Below are 16,850 nucleotides of genomic sequence, written 5' to 3' on the forward strand. Positions count from 1 at the left end.
CCGTGGGGGTCCGCACCCATGCGCAAGCTGTACGTCCTCCTCCTGAGCCTCTGCCTCGGCGTGCTCTCCGCGCCTTCCACCTACGCGGCGGACAACGGCAGTTGGTCCGTGTACCCGGCCGCCTCGAAGATCGCCGCGCGGCCGTACTTCTATCTCTCCGCCGACCCCGGCCAGACCATCCAGGACAAGGTGGTCCTCGCCAACAAGACCGCGCAGCCGCTGACCTTCCGGCTGTACGCGGCCGACGCCTACAACACCGCGCGCGACGGGGGATTCGCGGTGCGAACCGTGAAGGAGACGATGCGGGGAGTGGGCGCGTGGGCGAAGCCCGCGAAGTCCCGGGTCACCGTCCCCGCGCACAAGACGGTCACCGTGCCGTTCACGCTGCACGTGCCCGAAGGGGCCGAACCGGGCGACCACCCGGGCGCGTTGGTGGCGCTCGACGAACACGTCGACAAGGGCGACGGATCGCTCGCCCTCGGTGTGCAGCGGGCCGTCGGCGCCCGCGTCTACCTCCGGGTGAGCGGACCCACGCTCCCAGCACTCGCCGTGGAACACGTGCATGTGTCCCATCACCAGCCGCTGGTACCGGGGTTGGGGAGCAGCGACGCGACGATCTCCTACACGCTGCACAACACCGGCAACGTCACCCTCGATCCGAAGGTGACGCTGAAGGCGCAGGGACTGTTCGGCCGTACCTTGCTCTCGCGCGGACTGACCCGTATTCCGGCCGAGTTGCTGCCGGGGCAGAGCGTCAAGCTCAGCGAGCCGTGGAAGGGCGCGCCCCAACTCGACTGGGGCGACATCACGTTGACCGCGAGCGCGACCGGCACCAAGCAGTCGGCGAGCGCGTCGTTCTTCGCGCTGCCGTGGCTCGCGGCGGCGCTGCTCCTCGCCGTCGGGTTCGCCGGGGGAGTGCTGGCGGTCAGAGCGCGTCGGGGCCGCGCTCGCCCGTCCGGACCCGGACGACCGACTCGACCGGAATCGACCACACCTTCCCGTCCCCGATCTTCCCCGTTCGCGCGGCGGTGACGATCGCCTCGAGCACGGCGTCCGAGTCCGCGTCGTCGACGACGACCTCGATCCGCACCTTGGGCACGAGGTCGACCTGGTACTCGGCGCCGCGGTACACCTCGGTGTGGCCGCGCTGCCGGCCGTAGCCGCTGGCCTCGGTGACGGTCAGGCCGTGCACGCCGAGCTCCTGGAGCGCCGTCTTGACCTCGTCGAGGCGGTACGGCTTGACGATCGCGGTGATGAGCTTCATGCCTGGGACTTGACCTTCTGAGCGGAGGGGACGGACGGGCTGACCGGGGCTCCGTGGCCCAGGACGCCGTGATCGTATGCGCTCTCGGCGTGCACCGTAAGGTCAAGACCCGTCAGCTCCTGCTCCTCGCTCGCCCGCAGCCCCATCACCCGGTCGAGCAGCTTGCCGATGCCGTACGTCACGAGGAACGCGTACGCCCCTACGGCGACCACGGCCACCAGCTGCTTGCCGAGCTGGGCGAGCCCGCCGCCGTAGAGGAGGCCTTCGGGGCCGCCGGTCAGTTCGGTGGTGGCGAAGACGCCGATCAGGAGGGTGCCGATGACGCCGCCGACCAGGTGGACGCCTACGACGTCGAGCGAGTCGTCGTAGTTCAGCCTGAACTTCCAGCCGACCGCGTACGAGCAGACGGCACCGGCGGCGAGGCCGACGACCAGCGCGCCGAGGAGGGAGACCGAGCCGCAGGACGGGGTGATGGCGACCAGGCCGGCGACCGCGCCCGAGGCCGCGCCCAGGGTGGTGGGGTGGCCGTCGCGCTTCTGCTCCACGAAGAGCCAGCCGAGCAGGCCGGTGCAGCCCGCGGTGAGGGTGTTGAGGAAGGCCGCGGCGGCGAGGCCGTTGGCGCCGAGCGCGGAGCCGGCGTTGAAGCCGAACCAGCCGAACCAGAGCAGGCCCGCGCCCAGCATGACCATGGGGAGGTTGTGCGGGCGCATGGCGTCCTTCTTGAAGCCGAGGCGGGGGCCTACCACCAGGCACAGGGCCAGACCGGAAGCGCCCGAGGTGATCTCGACCGGGAGGCCGCCCGCGAAGTCGAGGGCGCCGAGGTGTGCCGCGATCCAGCCGCCCGGGCCCCATACCCAGTGCGCGACGGGAACGTATACGAGCAGTGCCCAGACCGGTACGAAGACCAGCCATGCCCCGAACCGCACCCGGTCGGCCACCGCGCCGCTGATCAGTGCCGCCGTGATGATCGCGAAGGTGAGCTGGAAGGTGGCGAAGAGGAGGGTGGGGACGGTGCCGTGGACGGCGTTCGGGCCGAGGCCCGCCATCCCGGCGTGCTTCAGGCCGCCGATCAGGCCGCCGCCGAGGTCGTCGCCGAAGGCGAGTGAATAGCCGGCGGCCAGCCAGACCACCGTGACCAGGGCGATCGACACGAAGCTCATCATCAGCATGTTGAGGACGCTCTTCGTGCGGACCATGCCGCCGTAGAAGAGGGCCAGGCCCGGGGTCATCAGCAGGACGAGGGCGGTGGCGGCGAGCAGCCAGGCGGTGTCGCCGGTGTCGATGCGTCCGGCGGCGAGGGCGGCGGCTTCGGTGACGGAGAGGGGCACGGTCGTCTCCAACGGTGTGGGGGCTCGTCAGAGGGTCACCGGTTCGGGTTTCCGGTTGTGCACGGGGGTGTTTCCGTGGCGTTTCGTTGCGGTTGGGTTTCCGAAAGCTCACTGTGGTGGGCGCGGGTGGACTGTTGTGCGGCGGGAGCTTGTGGATCAGGGACAATGGGCGCCATGAGCGTTCGTACCCCGTCATCCAAGCCGTCCGAGGCCCCCCACCGCGCCGGCTTCGCCTGCTTCGTGGGCCGCCCCAACGCGGGCAAGTCCACCCTTACGAATGCTCTGGTCGGCCAGAAGGTGGCGATCACCGCCAACCAGCCGCAGACCACGCGGCACACGGTCCGCGGCATCGTGCACCGGCCGGACGCGCAGCTGATCCTGGTCGACACGCCTGGGCTGCACAAGCCGCGCACGCTGCTCGGGCAGCGGCTGAACGACATCGTCCGTACGACGTGGGCCGAGGTCGACGTCATCGGTTTCTGCCTGCCGGCGAACGAGAAGCTGGGCCCGGGTGACCGTTTCATCGCGAAGGAACTGGCGTCCATCAAGAAGACGCCGAAGATCGCGATCGTCACGAAGACCGACCTGGTCGACTCGAAGACCCTCGCCGAGCAGCTCATCGCCATCGACCAGCTCGGCAAGGAGCTGGGGTTCGAGTGGGCGGAGATCGTGCCGGTGTCGGCGGTCGCGGGCCAGCAGGTGGATCTGCTTGCCGATCTGCTCATTCCGCTGCTGCCGGAGGGGCCGGCCCTTTACCCCGAGGGTGATCTCACCGATGAGCCCGAGCAGGTCATGATCGCGGAGTTGATCCGGGAGGCCGCGCTGGAGGGGGTTCGGGACGAGCTGCCGCACTCCATCGCCGTCGTCGTCGAGGAGATGCTGCCCCGCGAGGACCGGCCTGCCGACAAGCCGCTCCTCGACATCCATGCGTTCGTGTACATCGAGCGGCCCAGTCAGAAGGGCATCATCATCGGGCCGAAGGGTGCGCGACTGAAGCAGGTCGGGATCAAGTCGCGTAAGCAGATTGAGGCGTTGCTCGGTACGCCGGTGTTTCTCGACCTGCATGTGAAGGTCGCGAAGGACTGGCAGCGGGATCCTCGGCAGTTGCGGAAGCTCGGCTTCTAGAGGGCGAGTTGGGGTTCTGCGGGCCCTTTTTCGCCCCCGCCGCCCCTACCCGTCCCATCCTCCAGGGGCGCTGCCCCTTCGACCCCGTCACGGGGGCCAGCCCCCGGACCCCCGCTCCTCAAACTCCCCCAGAGGGGGCGCCCCCAAGGGGCTGAGTTGTAGCCGGCCGGAACCTTCAGCGCAGGCCTGCCATGTCCTGCAACCCCACCACCCGCAGCAGCTGCAGGCGCTCGTACGACTCCGTGCCCGGGCGTGCCGTGTGGATGATCAGTAGGTGGTGCGCGTCCTGGTTCAGGAGGATCTCGCAGTCCAACTCCATGAGGCCGACCAGCGGGTGGCGGAAGCGCTTCGTGGAGCGGCGGCGTACCGCCACCTCGTGTTCCTCCCAGAGTTGGGCGAACTCCTCGCTGGACGAGCGTAGTTCGGCCACGAGCGCGGCCGGCTCGGGGTCGTCGGGGCGGGACGCGGCGACTGCCCGCAAGTTCGCCACATGGGAGCGCGCGTGCTCCGGTATGTCCTCCGGGGGGAACAACTCCCGTGACTCCGGGTTCAGGAAGAAGCGGCGGAGCATGTTGCGGTCCCGGGGCGGGCGGGCGAACGCGTCGCCCGTCAGCGCCCGCGACATCGCGTTCTGGGCGATCATCTCGCCGCAGTCGCTCGACACGTGCGCCGGGGTGTCGTGCAGCCGGTCCAGGACCAGGAGCAGGCCCGGCCGCAGGTGCGCGGATCCGCCTCCCCGGCGCGGTGGTTCCTCCCCGGTCAGGTGGAACAGGTGGTCGCGTTCGTCGTCCGTGAGCCGTAGCGCCCGCGCGAGCGCCGTGAGCATCTGGCGGGACGGGCGCGGGCCCCGGGCCTGTTCGAGGCGCGTGTAGTAGTCCACGGACATGCCGGTCAGCTGGGCCACCTCCTCGCGGCGCAGGCCCGGTGTACGGCGCCGGGCGCCGGGTGCGAGGCCCACGTCGGAGGGGTCCAGGCGGGCCCGGCCGCGGCGCAGGAAGTCGGCGAATTCGGCTCGGTTCACGCTTCCAGCGTGCGGCAGTCGGCCCGGCTTATCCAGGGACCGCCGATCCCCCGATCGGCAGGTCTCTCCCGGTGCCGGCCCGATCGCCCGAAGCTGGTCGGGACGAGAGGAGCACATGATGCTGACACTGGTGACAGGCTCGACGGGACAGGTCGGACGGCGCTTCGTGCCGAGGCTGCTGGCGCAGGCCCGGGCGGGGGAGCGCGTACGGGTACTGGTGCGGGACGAGGCACGCGGCGAACCGTTCGCGGAACTGGGCGCGGAGGTCGTCCTCGGTGATCTGCGGGACGAGGACGCGCTCGGCAAGGCGGTGTCCGGAGTCGACGCGGTCGTGAACGTCGCCGCGTCCTTCCGCGGGGTACCGGACGAGGAGGCCCGGGCCGTCAACCGCGACGCGGCGGTCGCCCTGGGCCACGCGGCACAGGCCTCCGGCGTACGGCGCTTCGTCCAGGTGAGCACCGGGCTCGTGTACGGCGCCGGGCGGGGCCGTCCGCTGACCGAGGACGACGAGAGCCGGCCCGGCGGTGCGATGTGGGGCGCCTACCCGGAGTCCAAGGCGGCGGCCGAACGGGAACTCCTCGCGCTCGATGGCATGGACGTACGGGTCGCCCGCCTGCCCTTCGTGTACGGCGAGGGCGACCCCCACCTCGCCAACTCCCTCCAGTGGGCCGCGCATTGGGCCTCGAACCAGCGCCTGCACATGGGCCACCACGCGGACGTCGCCCAGGGCCTGCTCCGCGTCCTGCACGCCCCGGGAGTCGCCGGCCGCGTCTACAACATCGCCGACGACGCCCCGGTCACCGCGGTCGAGCTGCACCTGCTCAACGGGGTCGAGATCCCCGCCGAACTTGTCCAACGCACGGACCCCGACCCGTGGTTGGGCATCATGTCCACGGAGCGGATCCGCCGGGAGCTGGGCTACCGGCCGCTGTTCCCGACGGCCTGGTCGGCACGGGACGCGGGCGTCCTCTGACCCACCTCAGTCCACCCCCCGAATCCGCCGCACCAGCAACGCCCCCGCCATCCCGATCACCGCCGACACCAGATACAGCACCCGGTACCCGCCCAGATACGTGACGATCGGCGCGGCGAGGGCGGGGGCGGCCACCTGGGGCAAGGCGTTGGCGACATTGATGACACCCAGGTCCTTGCCGCGGTCCAGGGCCTTGGGGAGGACGTCCGTCATCAGGGCGAAGTCCACCGACGTGAAGACGCCGAAGCCGATGCCCAGGAACGCCGCCGCGGCGATCGCGCCCGGCCAGGTCTGCCAGCCCGCGAGGACCGCGGTGGCCACGGCCATCAGGACGCCGGACCAGATCACGAACGGCTTGCGGCGGCCGACCCGGTCGGACCACACCCCGCCGACCACGACCGTGGCGAGGAGCGTGAGCCCGTTCACCGCCGTCAGGATCAGGACCCCCTGATCGGGGTCGTGGTAGTGCAGGCGGTCGCGCAGGTAGTAGAGGAGGTACAGCAGCACCAGCGCGTTGCTCAGGTTGATCAGGAAGCGGGTCAGCCAGGCCCAGCCCAGGTCCGGATAGCGGCGCGGGCTCAGCCAGAATCCCTTGAAGAAGCCCTGCCAGGACCACGGTGGGCGGGCCTCCGGCGGCAGGCGCAGGTCCTTGTAGCGCAGTACGTACGGCAGCACGCCCACCGCAGTGAACACCGCGCACGCCACATAGCCCGCCGTGATGCCCCCGGCCGCCGTCGCCAGTCCCGTACCGCCGACCACGCCCAGGATCTGCGCGGCGCCCAACCAGCCGCCCACGGAGCCTCGTTGGAGCCGGGGCACGCGGTCGGGGACGGCCGCCGTGACCGCCGCGAAGGCCGCGTTCAGGGTCAGCTGGACCAGGCACCAGCCCAGCGCCATCGTCCACACCCCGCCCGCGCCCGCGAGCAGCAGCAACGACAGCGCGCCGCCCGCCGACCCGGCCACGATCCACGGCGTACGGCGGCCCCAACGCGCCGTCGTGCGGTCGGACAGCGCGCCGAAGAGCGGATTGGCGACCAGGGACACCAGCGCGCCCGCGCCGGTCACCCACGCCAGCATCGCCTCCTTGGACATGCCGGTGCCCGGTGCGAAGTCCTTCGCCTGCGACGCCAGCAGGATCTGCAGGGGGCCGTACCAGCCCACCCAGATCGCCCCGTTGGCGAGCGAGAGCGCGGACGTCCAGCCCCGGCCCACGCGTTCGACGGGTTCGGCCAGGGCGAGAGCCGAAGTGGTCGTGGCGGGAGCCGGGTTGCCGTCGTCCACTGAACTCCCCGTCGTCGTCATCTCTGCGCCCGCAGCATGCCCTGGAACCAGCCGTACGACGCCTTCGGAGTGCGCGCTTGTGTGTCGTAGTCCACGTGTACGAGGCCGAAGCGGCGCTCGTAGCCCTCCGCCCACTCGAAGTTGTCGAGGAGGGACCACACGAAGTAGCCGCGTACGTCCACACCCGCCTCCAACGCCCCGTGCAGCGCCCGGACATGGCCGTCGAGGTAGGCGATACGGTCCTGGTCGTCGACGCCCTCGTACGAGCAGCCGTTCTCGGTGATGACGACGGGCGGGAGGCGGTCGCCGTAGCGGTCGTGGAAGGTGGTGAGGAGTTCGGTGAGGCCCTCGGGGACCACCGGCCAGCCGAAGTCCGTCACCGGGACGCCCTCGATGTCCCTTACGGAGAAGGGCAGTTCGGCGGGGAGCGTGAGGCCGCCGAACTCGATCTCCGCGCCCTGGGGTGCCCCGACCCTGCTCGGCGCGTAGTAGTTGACGCCGTACCAGTCGATCGGTTCGGCGATCACCTTCAGGTCGGACTCGACGTCACCCGGCATCAACTCGCCCAGCCCGGACGGGTATTCGCCGAGCAGGAGAGGGTCGGCGAACAGGCGGTTCAGGAGCAGGTCGTAGAAGTTCGCCGCCTCGACGTCCTCCGGCTCCTGGGACGCCGGCCAGGTCGGGCCGTGCGAGTTGGCGATCCCGATGTCGGTGGCACCGGCCGCGCGCAGCGCCCGTACCGCCAGACCGTGGGCCAGGAGTTGGTGGTGGGCGACCGGGAGTGCGTCGAAGAGCAGGGTCTTGCCGGGGGCGTGGGCCCCCAGCGCGTGGCCCAACAGGGTATGTTCCGCAGGCTCGTTGAGGGTGATCCACTTCTTCACGCGGTCGCCCAGCCGGTCGGCGACCACGGACACGTACTCGGCGAAACGCGATGCCGTGTCCCGGTCCATCCAGTCCTGCGTGACCGGGAGATCCCAGTGGAACAGGGTCGGGACCGGACGTACGCCCGCCTCGCCCAGTTCGTCGACGAGACGGTCGTAGAAGTCGAGGCCGCCGGGGGAGTTCACGCGCGGCCAGGAGATCGAGAAGCGGTACGCGTCCACGCCCAGGTCGGCCAGGAGGGCCACGTCCTCGCGGTGGCGGTGGTAGTGGTCGCAGGCCACCGCCGCCGTCGAGCCGTCCTTGATCCGGCCCGGCTCGGCCTCGAACACGTCCCATACGGAGGGCTCGCGCTTGTCCGCCGCGCCCTCGATCTGGTGGGCCGAAGTCGAGACGCCCCAGAGGAAGTCGGCCGGGAACCGAGGTATCGGGTTGCCTGCATCAATCGCCATGCGCCGGATCATCGGTACCGGCGGTAACGGGTGTCAACGGGCGGGCGTGAACAACCAGTTACGCCCACCTGATGGACATCCGCTCACGCACCTTCCTTCAACACCCTTTGGATCAGCGTCCGTTGCTCGTCCGTGAGCCGGGGGTCGGCCGTGTACACCGTCTTCCCGTCCACCGTGATCTCGTAGTGGAAGCCGTCCGGGACACCGGCCTTCGGCGTGCGCTGGCCGTCGGCGACCGCCTGTTGGGCCAGCGCGTGCCACTCATGTGCGTCGGGCCGCGCCGAGGTCTCGACCTCGCCGCGGCGCTCGATGCCACCGAAACCGCCCGTGCGTCGTACCTGAATACGCATGGGTCCTGTCTAGTACGGATACGGGTCCGGCGCGACTGCCGCGGCTACGAGGTCGGCACCCCGACCTGTTCCCACGCCTTCGTCACGGCCTGCAACTCCTCGCCGCCGTCCCCGAACCGGGTCTTCGCGGCGGCGACCGTGAGCTTCGCGAAGTCGGTGAACAGGGCGTCCTTCTTCAGCTCGCCGCCGGTCAGGACGTCGTACCAGATCTGTCCGGCCTTCTCCCAGGCGTGGCCGCCGAGCGCGTCGGCGAGCAGGTAGAAGGCGTGGTTCGGGATGCCGGAGTTGATGTGCACGCCGCCGTTGTCGCGGCCCGTGTTGACGAAGTCGTCCATCGTCGCGGGCTGCGGGTCCTTGCCGAGGGCGTCGTCGTCGTAGGCCGTGCCCGGGGCCTTCATGGAGCGCAGGGCGACGCCGGAGACGCGCGGGGCGAGGAGGCCCGCGCCGATCAGCCAGTCGGCGTCGGCGGCGGTCTGGCCGAGCGTGTACTGCTTGATGAGCGAGCCGAAGACGTCGGAGATCGACTCGTTCAGGGCGCCGGGCTGGCCGAAGTACGTCAGGTTCGCGGTGTACTGCGTGACGCCGTGGGTGAGTTCGTGGCCGATGACGTCGACCGGGATGGTGAAGTCGAGGAACAGCTCGCCGTCGCCGTCGCCGAACACCATCTGCTCGCCGTTCCAGAACGCGTTGTCGTACTTCACGTCGTAGTGGACGGACGCGTTGAGCGGCAGGCCCTCGCCGTCGATGGAGTGGCGGTTGAAGGCGTTCAGATACAGCTCGAAGGTGGCGCCGAGGCCCGCGTAGGCGCGGTTGACGGTCGCGTCCTTGCCGGGGTCCGAGCCCTCGGCGCGGACCTTCTTGCCGGGCAGGTCCTGCTTGTGCTTGGCGTCGTAGATCGTGCGCTTCGGCTTGTCGGAGTCGGTGGGCGCGGCGAGGGTCGGTGCGCCGAGCACCGTGGTCAGCCGGCGGTGGGTGCGCTCGTAGGCGTCGCGCTGCAGGGTCTCGCGGGCGGGACCGGCGAGCGCGGGGTCCTCGTGCTGGGCGAGCTTGTCGAGGACATGCGGTGGAACGATCGTGCAGAAGACGGGCTCGAAGCCCCCGTGAGTCGTCATGGCGGCACCCTGGCACTGAGTCATGCCGGTGTCACTACCGGCAACCATGATTGGTGAAATACAGGGACAATCATCACAGTCCCGTAGCAGAGAGTGGTATACGACGGCCGATGTCCCGCATAGTGATACGGCCCCCCGCACCGCGCACGACTCGGCTAGTCTGCTGGACATCATGCGTATCGGGCTGCTTCTCCTTAGCTGCCGCGGCGAGGGCCTGTAGTCCAGGTCGACTCCCTCCCCGCGGAGCTTCGCGTTGCGCGTCGGCCGTCCTTCAGGACACCACGAGGAGCCCCCGCATCATGGCAACCAGCCACAGCCGTGCCAATCGCCAGCAGCCCAGTTCCATGCCGATCCACAAGTACGGCCAGTACGAGCAGGTCGACATCCCCGACCGCACCTGGCCCCAGCAGCGGATCACCGTCGCCCCCCGCTGGCTCTCCACGGACCTGCGGGACGGCAACCAGGCCCTGATCGACCCCATGTCGCCGGCGCGCAAGCGCGCGATGTTCGACCTGCTGGTCAAGATGGGCTACAAGGAGATCGAGGTCGGCTTCCCGGCCTCCGGCCAGACCGACTTCGACTTCGTCCGCTCGATCGTCGAGGAAGAGGGCGCGATCCCGGACGACGTCACGATCTCCGTGCTGACGCAGGCCCGCGAGGACCTGATCGAGCGGACCGTGGAGTCCCTGAAGGGCGCCAAGCGCGCCACCCTGCACCTCTACAACGCGACCGCGCCCGTCTTCCGCCGTGTGGTCTTCCGCGGTTCCAAGGACGACATCAAGCAGATCGCCGTGGACGGCACGCGCCTGGTGATGGAGTACGCCGAGAAGCTGCTGGGCCCGGAGACGGAATTCGGCTACCAGTACAGCCCGGAGATCTTCACCGACACCGAGCTGGACTTCGCGCTGGAGGTCTGCGAGGCGGTCATGGACGTCTGGCAGCCCGGCCCGGGCCGCGAGATCATCCTCAACCTGCCTGCCACCGTTGAGCGTTCGACCCCCTCCACGCACGCCGACCGCTTCGAGTGGATGGGCCGCCACCTGTCCCGCCGCGAGCACGTAGTGCTGTCGATCCACCCGCACAACGACCGCGGTACGGCCGTAGCCGCCGCCGAGCTGGCGCTGATGGCCGGCGCCGACCGCGTCGAGGGCTGCCTGTTCGGCCAGGGCGAGCGCACCGGCAACGTGGACCTGGTCACCCTGGGCATGAACCTGTTCTCCCAGGGCGTCGACCCGCAGATCGACTTCTCGAACATCGACGAGATCCGTCGCACGTGGGAGTACTGCAACCAGATGGAGGTCCACCCGCGCCACCCGTACGTGGGCGACCTGGTCTACACGTCCTTCTCCGGCTCCCACCAGGACGCCATCAAGAAGGGCTTCGACGCGATGGAGGCCGACGCCAAGGCCAAGGGCGTCACGGTCGACGACATCGAGTGGGCGGTCCCGTACCTGCCGATCGACCCGAAGGACGTCGGCCGGTCGTACGAGGCGGTCATCCGCGTCAACTCCCAGTCCGGCAAGGGCGGAATCGCGTACGTCCTGAAGAACGACCACAAGCTGGACCTGCCGCGCCGGATGCAGATCGAGTTCTCCAAGCTGATCCAGGCCAAGACGGACGCCGAGGGCGGCGAGGTCACCCCGAAGGAGATCTGGGCGACCTTCGAGGACGAGTACCTGCCGAACCCGGACAACGCCTGGGGCCGTATCCAGGTGAAGACCGGCCAGTCGACCACCGACACCGACGGCGTGGACACGCTCAAGGTCGAGGCGAGCGTCGACGGCGTCGACACCGTCCTGACGGGCTCCGGCAACGGCCCGATCTCCGCGTTCTTCGACGCCCTGCAGTCCGTCGGCATCGACGTACGGCTCCTGGACTACCAGGAGCACACGATGAGCGAGGGAGCCTCCGCGCAGGCCGCTTCGTACATCGAGTGCGCGATCGGCGACAAGGTTCTGTGGGGAATCGGGATCGACGCGAATACGACACGTGCCTCACTGAAGGCGGTCGTCTCCGCCGTCAACCGCGCTACCCGCTGAACCAGCCTGACCGGCGGTTTACTCACGCTTCAGGGGCCCCGCACGCCGCTCTCCGGCGGGCGGGGCCCCGTCGTTTCCCGGCCATTCGATGTGCAGGTCACGGGAAGGTCTCGTCCGGGGTACTGACTCCAGCTCAACAATGTGGCTAACATCACGCCAGCGCGGCGATGTTGCCGCGGCGTTACGGAGGTGCGACGTGCTGCCAGAACGGGGACGAGACGGCCGAGTTGTCCATGAGGGCCGTGCGGCGCGCGTGCTGGGCATCCGTACCGCGTGGACCAGCGTCGGAGACGGCGAGTTCTTCTGCCCCGGGTGCGGGGGCGACCGCAACTACCAGCGGCTCACCGGGCGCCGCCGCTTCACCCTGCTCGGCATGCCGGTGCTGCCGCGCGGCGACACCGGCCCGGTGGTCGAGTGCGCCGCCTGCCAGGGCCACTACGGCACCGACGTCCTCGACCACCCCACGACGAGCCGCTTCTCCGCGATGCTCCGCGACGCCGTCCACACGGTCGCCCTCGCGGTCCTCGCGGCCGGCGGCACCTGCGCCCGTACGTCCCTGGAGGCCGCCGCGGGCACCGTGCGCGCCGCCGGCTTCCAGGACTGCACGGAGGACCAGCTGGGCGCCCTCGTCGAGGCCCTGGCCGCCGACACCGGCCGCGTCTTCGGCGAACCCAGCGGCGCGGGCCTCGCCATAGAGCTGCACGAGGCCCTCGACCCGCTCGCCCCGCACCTCGCCCCCGCGGGCCGCGAATCGATCCTGCTCCAGGGCGCCCGCATCGCCCTCGCCGACGGCCCCTACACCCCGGCCGAACGCGACGCCCTCGCGACCGTGGGCGCGGCCCTCACCATCTGCTCGGACGACGTGACCCGGCTGCTTGCGGCGGCCCGCACCCCGTCGTAGTCCGCGCCAGTACTCCCCAGGGAGTAACACGGCCGCCCCGGCCGCCCCCGGCAGTACGCCCGAACTCGCCCGCCCGCGCGACGACTTGCCCCTCCCGCGCCGGAAGTCTGGACAGCACCAACAGACATCCGCGCCGGAGGGGGGCCCGTTCCATGGGGGCCGAACAGAGGAACAGCACACGGCGACGAGCCATCCCCTGGGTGGTGCTCGCGCTCTGGATCGGGGTGCTCGCGCTGGCCTCGCCGTTCGCGTCGAAGCTCGGCGACGTGCAGCACGACCGGGTGACCGACTATCTGCCCGCGAGCGCCGACTCCACCCAAGTCGCCAAGCTCCAGGAGCAGTTGCCGGGCGGCCAGACCACCGAACTGGTCCTCGTCTACCACCGCGACGGCGGACTGACGGCCGCCGACAGGTCCACGGCGACCCAACAGCTCGCGCAGATCAGCACGTTGCACCCGCTCGCCGCGACACCGCACGGCGTTCCGTCCGCCGACGGCACCACGCTCATGTACCCGGTCACCAGCAACTGGCCCGGCACCGACGAGAAGAAGCGCACTGCCCTCGTCGACGACATCCGCCAAGTCGCCCAGGACAAAGGCGGGTTGACGGTCGAGGTCGGCGGCCCCGGCGCGCTGGCCACCGACGCCGGCAAGGTCTTCGACTCGCTGGGCGGCCCCCTGCTCTACACGACCGTCGCGGTGGTCGCCGTCCTGCTGATCCTGATCTACCGCAGCCCAGTCCTCTGGCTCGTCCCCCTCGCGGTCGCCGGAGTCGGCGACTTCCTGTCCACCGGGATCGCCTACGGTCTCAACCAGGCCTTCGGGACGACCATTTCGGGCCAGAGCACGGGCATCATGACGATCCTCGCCTTCGGCGCGGGCACCGACTACGCCCTCCTCCTCGTCTCCCGCTACCGCGAGGAACTACGACGCGTCGAGCGCCCCTACGACGCGATGCGCGCCGCCCTGCGCGGCTGCGGCCCCGCCGTGCTCGCCTCCTCCGGTACGGTCGCCGCCGGCCTGCTGTGCTTGCTCGCCGCCGACCTCAACTCCAGCCGCGGAATGGGCCCGTTGGGCACGGTCGGCGTCCTGTCCGCACTCGTCGCGATGCTCACCCTGCTGCCCGCGCTCCTCGTGCTGCTGGGCCGCCGCGTGTTCTGGCCGCTCGTGCCCGCGTTCGGCTCCACCCCCAAGGCCCGCCGGTCGCTGTTCACCGCGATGGGCAGTTCCGCCGGACGCAGGCCCCTGCTCGTCCTCACCGGTGGTGCCGTCCTGCTCGGCGCACTCGCCCTGGGCACCCTGAACCTCCCCGGCTCCCTCAAACAGGACGACTCCTTCGTCGACCGCCCCGACTCCGTCACCGCGATGCGCACCCTCGCCGAGGCCTACCCCGAACGCTCCGCACAGCCCATCGACGTCATCACCCCGGCCGCCCGGGCCGACGCGACCCTCGCCACGATCCGGGGCACGCAGGGCGTCGCGGGCGCCCAGCAGGGCCGTAGCGGACACGGCTGGACGGAGATCTCCGTCACGGCTGTCGGCGCCCCGCAGTCGGCGGCCGAGACCCGCACCATCACCGACCTGCGGCACACACTCAAGGGGTCCTACGTCGGCGGGCCGAGCGCGCAGCAGATCGACCTGCGGGACACCAACGCGCGGGACCGGCTCGTCGTCGTGCCGATCGTGCTCGCGTCCGTGCTGCTGATCCTGATCGTCCTGCTGCGGTCGCTGGTCGCGCCGCTGATGCTGGTGGCCGCCGTGATCGCGGTGTGGGGCGCGGCGCTCGGCATCGGCGGGCTGGTGTTCGGGCCGCTGTTCGGCTTCGCCGGGACCGATCCGGGGCTGGGGCTGCTGTCCTTCGTGTTCCTGGTGGCTTTGGGCGTCGACTACGGCATCTTCCTCATGCACCGGATGCGCGAGGAGGCGATCGGGGGCGCCGAACCGGTCGCCGCCGCGCTGACCGCCCTGCGGACGACGGGCGGGGTCATCGCCTCCGCCGGGCTGGTTCTGGCGGCGACCTTCGCGGTGCTGACGAACATGGGGTTGGTGCAACTCGTCGAGCTGGGCTTCGTGATCTCGGTGGGCGTGCTGCTGGACACCTTCCTCGTGCGGACGTATCTGGTGACCAGCGCGAGTGTGCTGCTGGGGCGGAAGGTGTGGTGGCCGGGGCGGCTGTCCCGGGCGCCCGAGGCCGTACGGCCGGAGCGGCAGCCGGAGCCGGTGTGAGGGCCTCGCGTCCGGCTGACGGAAGATGAACCCCGTGAGGCGGGCCATCATGACGAGCGTCCGGCGGCAGGACGTGTTCCTCGCCGCCGGTCTCGCCGTGCTCGCGTCCGTCGTCGCCGTCAGCTTCGGGAGCGGACGGCGGCCGGACGCGCTCGGCTGGGCGCTGCTGCTCGCGCTGCACGTCCCGTTGGCGTGGCGGCGACGGGCGCCGCTGACGGTGCTGTGCGTGATGATCCCGATGATCGCGTTCTATCACCAGCAGGAGTACAATCACTCGGCGCCGACCGCCGCCTCGATGGTCCTCCTCTACACGGTGGCCGTCACCGGCAGCACCCGGCGCACGGTGACCATCGGCTGCTCGGTGGTCGGGCTGATGCTCGCGCTGAAGGCCGGTCACGGCATGGCCGGGGTCGCCGAGAGCTTCCAGATCACCGGCTGGGTCGTGTCCATGCTCGTCCTCGGCGGCTACCTCCGCGTCCACCGCCAGTTGACGGAGGCGGCCCTCGAACGCGCCGAGCGCGCCGAACGCACCCGCGAGGAGGAGGCCCGCCGCCGCGTCGCCGAGGAACGCCTGCGCATCGCCCGCGATCTGCACGATCTGCTCGCGCACAGCATCACCCTCATCGGCGTGCAGACCTCGGTGGCCGCGCATGTGCTGGCCGAGGACCCCGACCGCCTCGACCGGGCAGCCGTGGCCAAGGCCCTGGACGACATCGCCGACACCTGCCGCAGCGCACGCGGCGAACTGCGCACCACGCTGGAGGTGCTGCGCGAACACGGCACGGCGGACACCCGGGGTCCCCTTCCCGGTCTCGACGCGCTGCCCGACCTCGCCGCGACGGCACGGGGTGCGGGCGCGAACGTCGAACTGTCGGTGCTGGCCGACGCGGTCCCGGCCGCCGTGGGTGCGGCCGCCTATCGGATAGTTCAGGAGGCGCTCACCAACGCGGTACGGCACGGCGGGCGCGCCGACCTCAGCGTGCGGGTGGGCGTGCACGAGCGGGACGGTGCCCTGCGGGTGGACGTCACGGACGACGGGGCGGGCGGGGGTTCCGCTCCGCCCGGCTTCGGTCTCGTCGGCATGCGCGAACGCGTCCGCAGCGTCGGCGGCACACTGGACGCCGGGCCGCTGGACGGGGAGGGCTTCGCCGTGAAGGCCGTACTGCCCCTGCGGGCGCACGGAGAGGGGGCGCGGTGACCGCCATCCGGGTGCTCCTCGCCGACGACCAGACCCTCGTACGGGCCGCGTTCGCCATGCTCGTCGAATCGGCGAAGGACATGGAGGTCGTAGGACAGGCCGCCACCGGCCGCGAGGCCGTAGCGCTCGCCCGCACCTCACGCGCCGACCTCGTCCTCATGGACCTCCGCATGCCCGACCTCGACGGCATCGAGGCCACCCGCCTCATCGCCGCCGACGAGGACCTCGCCGGGGTGAAGGTCCTCGTCCTCACCACCTACGACACCGACGAGCACGTGGTGGAGGCGCTGCGCGCCGGCGCCTCCGGATTCCTGGTCAAGGACACCCGTCCGGCCGAACTCCTCGACGCGATCCGCACGGTGGCCGCCGGAGAGGCGCTTCTGTCACCGGGTCCTACGGCCCGGCTGATCGCCCGTTTCCTGCGCGGCCCCGCCGTGCCCGCCACCGGCGGCCCCGCATGCCTCTCCGAACGGGAACGCGGAGTGCTCGCCCTGGTCGCGCGCGGCCTCAACAACACCGAAGTGGCCGAAGCGTTGGGCCTGAGTCCGCTCACCGCGAAGACGCACGTCAGCCGCATCATGGGCAAGCTGGGGGCGCGGGACCGGGCACAGCTGGTGATCGTGGCGTACGAGTCCGGGATGGTGACTCCGGGGAGGCTGTGACGGACAGACAGGTCGGCGTCGTTCCGCGAGGGGCGACCTC

General features: G+C 70.7%; 15 protein-coding genes. 8 read left to right on the forward strand and 7 right to left on the reverse strand.

The features are described 5' to 3' along the window. Positions 1–18: 18 nt before the first annotated feature. Positions 19–1,032 carry a WxL protein peptidoglycan domain-containing protein gene (locus OO70_RS26625; RefSeq protein ID WP_043676525.1) on the forward strand — a complete coding sequence of 338 codons (1,014 nt, stop codon included), beginning with the start codon at positions 19–21 and terminating at the stop codon, positions 1,030–1,032. Here the strand turns inward: OO70_RS26625 and OO70_RS26630 are convergent. Beyond that, positions 926–1,264, reverse strand: a complete 339-nt coding sequence (locus OO70_RS26630; RefSeq protein ID WP_043676527.1) for a P-II family nitrogen regulator — start codon at positions 1,262–1,264, stop codon at positions 926–928. The two genes, OO70_RS26625 and OO70_RS26630, sit on opposite strands and share 107 nt — an antisense overlap. After that, a complete protein-coding gene (locus OO70_RS26635; RefSeq protein ID WP_051741617.1) occupies positions 1,261–2,604 on the reverse strand; it encodes an ammonium transporter in 1,344 nt (447 codons plus the stop codon). The genes OO70_RS26630 and OO70_RS26635 overlap by 4 nt, the downstream gene beginning before the upstream one ends. Positions 2,605–2,757: 153 nt before the next feature. On the opposite strand from OO70_RS26635, the gene era reads away from it, so the two are divergent. Further along, the gene (gene era / locus OO70_RS26640) at positions 2,758–3,717 is read left to right on the forward strand and encodes a GTPase Era (RefSeq protein ID WP_199827409.1); all 960 of its coding nucleotides are present in this window, start codon (positions 2,758–2,760) and stop codon (positions 3,715–3,717) included. A gap of 175 nt (positions 3,718–3,892) precedes the next feature. Here the strand turns inward: era and OO70_RS26645 are convergent, their stop codons facing one another. Next, positions 3,893–4,738 carry a helix-turn-helix transcriptional regulator gene (locus tag OO70_RS26645; protein ID WP_043676531.1) on the reverse strand — a complete coding sequence of 282 codons (846 nt, stop codon included), beginning with the start codon at positions 4,736–4,738 and terminating at the stop codon, positions 3,893–3,895. Between the two features lie 118 nt (positions 4,739–4,856). On the opposite strand from OO70_RS26645, the gene OO70_RS26650 reads away from it, so the two are divergent. Next, entirely contained in the window at positions 4,857–5,711 is an 855-nt protein-coding gene (locus OO70_RS26650) for an NAD-dependent epimerase/dehydratase family protein (protein WP_043676750.1), read from the forward strand. A gap of 6 nt (positions 5,712–5,717) precedes the next feature. Here OO70_RS26650 and OO70_RS26655 read toward each other — a convergent pair whose 3' ends face one another. The 4 genes from OO70_RS26655 to OO70_RS26670 all read right to left on the reverse strand — a co-directional run bounded on the left by OO70_RS26655 (position 5,718) and on the right by OO70_RS26670 (position 9,785). Next, complete coding sequence (locus tag OO70_RS26655) at positions 5,718–7,013, reverse strand: MFS transporter (RefSeq protein ID WP_051741619.1); 1,296 nt, start codon at positions 7,011–7,013, stop codon at positions 5,718–5,720. Next, positions 7,010–8,335 carry a GH1 family beta-glucosidase gene (locus tag OO70_RS26660; protein ID WP_199827410.1) on the reverse strand — a complete coding sequence of 442 codons (1,326 nt, stop codon included), beginning with the start codon at positions 8,333–8,335 and terminating at the stop codon, positions 7,010–7,012. The genes OO70_RS26655 and OO70_RS26660 overlap by 4 nt, the downstream gene beginning before the upstream one ends. Before the next feature lie 71 nt (positions 8,336–8,406). Then, positions 8,407–8,673: a protealysin inhibitor emfourin gene (locus OO70_RS26665; RefSeq protein WP_043676537.1), complete on the reverse strand. Its 267-nt coding sequence runs from the start codon at positions 8,671–8,673 to the stop codon at positions 8,407–8,409. Between the two features lie 44 nt (positions 8,674–8,717). Next, entirely contained in the window at positions 8,718–9,785 is a 1,068-nt protein-coding gene (locus OO70_RS26670) for a M4 family metallopeptidase (RefSeq protein ID WP_043676539.1), read from the reverse strand. Positions 9,786–10,084: 299 nt separating this feature from the next. On the opposite strand from OO70_RS26670, the gene leuA reads away from it, so the two are divergent. The 5 genes from leuA to OO70_RS26695 all read left to right on the forward strand — a co-directional run bounded on the left by leuA (position 10,085) and on the right by OO70_RS26695 (position 16,810). Next, positions 10,085–11,824 (forward strand): 2-isopropylmalate synthase, encoded by a 1,740-nt coding sequence (leuA, locus tag OO70_RS26675; RefSeq protein WP_051741622.1) that lies wholly within the window; start codon positions 10,085–10,087, stop codon positions 11,822–11,824. 196 nt (positions 11,825–12,020) lie between these two features. Beyond that, positions 12,021–12,725, forward strand: coding sequence for a TerB family tellurite resistance protein (locus OO70_RS26680; protein WP_043676541.1), 705 nt, complete (start codon positions 12,021–12,023; stop codon positions 12,723–12,725). 152 nt (positions 12,726–12,877) lie between these two features. Beyond that, the gene (locus OO70_RS26685; protein WP_199827411.1) at positions 12,878–14,950 is read left to right on the forward strand and encodes an MMPL family transporter; all 2,073 of its coding nucleotides are present in this window, start codon (positions 12,878–12,880) and stop codon (positions 14,948–14,950) included. 49 nt (positions 14,951–14,999) lie between these two features. After that, positions 15,000–16,148, forward strand: coding sequence for a sensor histidine kinase (locus OO70_RS26690; RefSeq protein ID WP_234336926.1), 1,149 nt, complete (start codon positions 15,000–15,002; stop codon positions 16,146–16,148). Continuing rightward, positions 16,145–16,810, forward strand: coding sequence for a response regulator (locus tag OO70_RS26695; protein WP_043676542.1), 666 nt, complete (start codon positions 16,145–16,147; stop codon positions 16,808–16,810). The genes OO70_RS26690 and OO70_RS26695 overlap by 4 nt, the downstream gene beginning before the upstream one ends. The last annotated feature ends 40 nt before the right edge of the window (positions 16,811–16,850 follow it).

The organism is Streptomyces xylophagus (assembly GCF_000716435.1).
Lineage (GTDB): Bacteria > Actinomycetota > Actinomycetes > Streptomycetales > Streptomycetaceae > Streptomyces > Streptomyces xylophagus.